2 protein-coding genes are annotated in these 2,371 nt (G+C 37.9%); both read left to right on the top strand.

The window, feature by feature from the left end; all coding sequences use genetic code 11:
* The first annotated feature begins 149 nt into the window (after window positions 1-149).
* A complete protein-coding gene (gene istA / locus BLT22_RS11990; protein ID WP_176935495.1) occupies window positions 150-1,571 on the top strand; it encodes an IS21 family transposase in 1,422 nt (473 codons plus the stop codon).
* On the top strand, window positions 1,571-2,302 hold the full coding sequence (istB, locus tag BLT22_RS11995; protein WP_091763504.1) for an IS21-like element helper ATPase IstB: 732 nt from the start codon (window positions 1,571-1,573) through the stop codon (window positions 2,300-2,302). Before istA ends, istB begins: the two co-directional genes overlap by 1 nt.
* Window positions 2,303-2,371 lie beyond the last annotated feature (69 nt).

Consider the following 2,371-nt stretch of genomic DNA (forward strand, 5'->3'; position numbering starts at 1 on the left):
TGTGTATGGCAGAATAAATATGTAGAATAGTGCAAGAAAAAATCCATAACTCGGGCCAAATAAAATAGCCCATTGCTTCCACCCATACCATTCGCCTAAAATGGAGTTTGACTAAGAACTTCAGAAAGGCGTGGGAAAGGATGCTCACAATGGACCAAATTTATTCTATCAAAAAAATGAGAAATGAAGAAGGCTATTCTTTAAATAAAATTGTCACGGAAACCGGTTATGATTGGCGTACAGTTAGAAAATACGCAGATCACGATGTTCTTCCAAAAGAAAAAAACAGTAAAAAGCGCGGAATGATGTATACGAAAGGGTTTGAAGGACAAACCTATGGAGAAATCGTTGATCATCTATTATTCGAAGATAGTAAGGAAAAGAAAAAAGATCGACGATTGAATAAAGGAATCCACCGGATTCTAAAGCAACAGTACAAGTTTGAAGGTAGTTATCGTCTCGTTTGCCAGTATATTAAAGATACGCACAATGAAGTAAAAGAATATAAGCAGTATGAGCGTTTGGAACACCCACCGGGAGAAGGTCAATTAGATTTCGGAAATTACCGTGTATCTTATAAAGGCAAAATAAAGAACATCAAACTATTGGTCCTTACCTTCCCTTATTCCAATCGAGCCTTTGCGGTAGCTCTTCCTAGAGAAAACAAGGAGTGCTTTTTAAGTGGTCTGAAGTTTTTATTCAAACTAGCGGAGGGTGTTCCTAAGGCACTTCGGATAGATAATCTGGCCGCAGCGGTTGTTCAGTCTCGAGGAAGAGGAAAAGAAGCCATCTTCACGGATGACTTTAATCAATTCGCTGCTCATTACAGATTTGAACCGATTGCCTGTAACCCTTTTTCCGGACATGAAAAAGGATCTGTAGAAAATAAGGTCGGTTATATAAGGTATAACTTTTTTGATGATATTCCTGAATTTCACTCTTATACGCCTTTTAATGATTGGTTGAATCAAAAACTCGAAGAAGATAGTGCTCGTATTCATTATCAAGAAAACTTTTTGATTAGTGAGTTATGGGAAGAGGAGCGAACTCAGTTGCTTGCTTTACCTGAAACGGCTTATCCCGTATTTAAGTATAAAGAAGTTAAAACAAATAAATACGGAGAAATCAGATTAGACGATCAATCCATTCATATACCAAGAATCGGTCGTAACCGAAAGGTTATCTTACAACTGTTCTGGGACCGATTCAAATGTGTTGATAGAATGGGAGAGATAATCTATGAAGGACCTCGTCCTTATATGGACGAATCTCAGGAAATTGATTGGATCGAAGTCTTCAAGACCTATCGTCAAAAGCCGAGATTAATTATCCATTCTAAGTATCAAAAGTTTATCCCTCAAAAAATCAAAAGCTATCTGTTAGAAACTAGCTTAACTGAAAGAAAGACGCGTACAGATCAAATGATTTCCTTACTTGAGCTTTATTCTCTATCCGAGATTGAAGAAAAATTTGTGGAGATCGTCCTACAAACAACAGAATTCGTTGAAAAAGACGAGTCCTCTTCTCTCATGATCTATGATGCTTTATCTCCGAAAGTGAGGGCCAAATAATGGAAAACGAATTGAAACAACTGTGTAAACGTATGCGACTTGCGTACGTTTATGATTACGTTACTGAGGAAAATAAATCAGAAGGTTTATACGAAGAGCTATTAAACTGCTTGAAGTATGAACAGCGAGAACGGGAACATGCAAAAGCCGATCGGCTTATTCGTAAAGCAGGATTCAAATCGACTAAACCCATCAGTCAATATGAGTGGCATGATCAGATAGGGATTCCGTCCTCAACGAGTCGTGAGGAACTCGTTACCCTAGATTTTTTACACCGCAGAGAGAACTTGATCTTAGTAGGAACTCCAGGGACAGGAAAAACAACTTTGGCTACAGCGCTCGGCATTGAAGCTTGTCGAAATGGAAAAGATGTTCAGTTTTATCGCGTAATGGACTTAGTCGATAAATTACAAAAAGCGTCCCATCGAGGGACGCTAGCACGAACCAGGAAAACAATTCTCAAATGTGACCTACTTATTTTAGACGAACTAGGCTACTTACCTTTTGATAAAGAAGGTGCAGAATTACTATTTCACTTAATATCAGATTTTTACGAAGAGAAAAGTTTGATTATCACAACGAACCTGGAATTTAGCTCTTGGAGTAAAGTGTTTCAAGATTCAAGATTGACCAGTGCACTAGTGGATCGGTTGATTCATCACGCTCATATCTTCACTTTTGCGGGCACAAGTTACCGGTATACCAATGCTTTGTCTCAATTAAGAAATTAACTAAATGGGAACTGCAAAGTTATGGATAAATTTCCTGCACTCTTATGGATTTTATTCTTGCAAAATACA

Source organism: Marinilactibacillus psychrotolerans (assembly GCF_900101525.1).
In the GTDB taxonomy this organism is placed as follows: domain Bacteria; phylum Bacillota; class Bacilli; order Lactobacillales; family Carnobacteriaceae_A; genus Marinilactibacillus; species Marinilactibacillus psychrotolerans.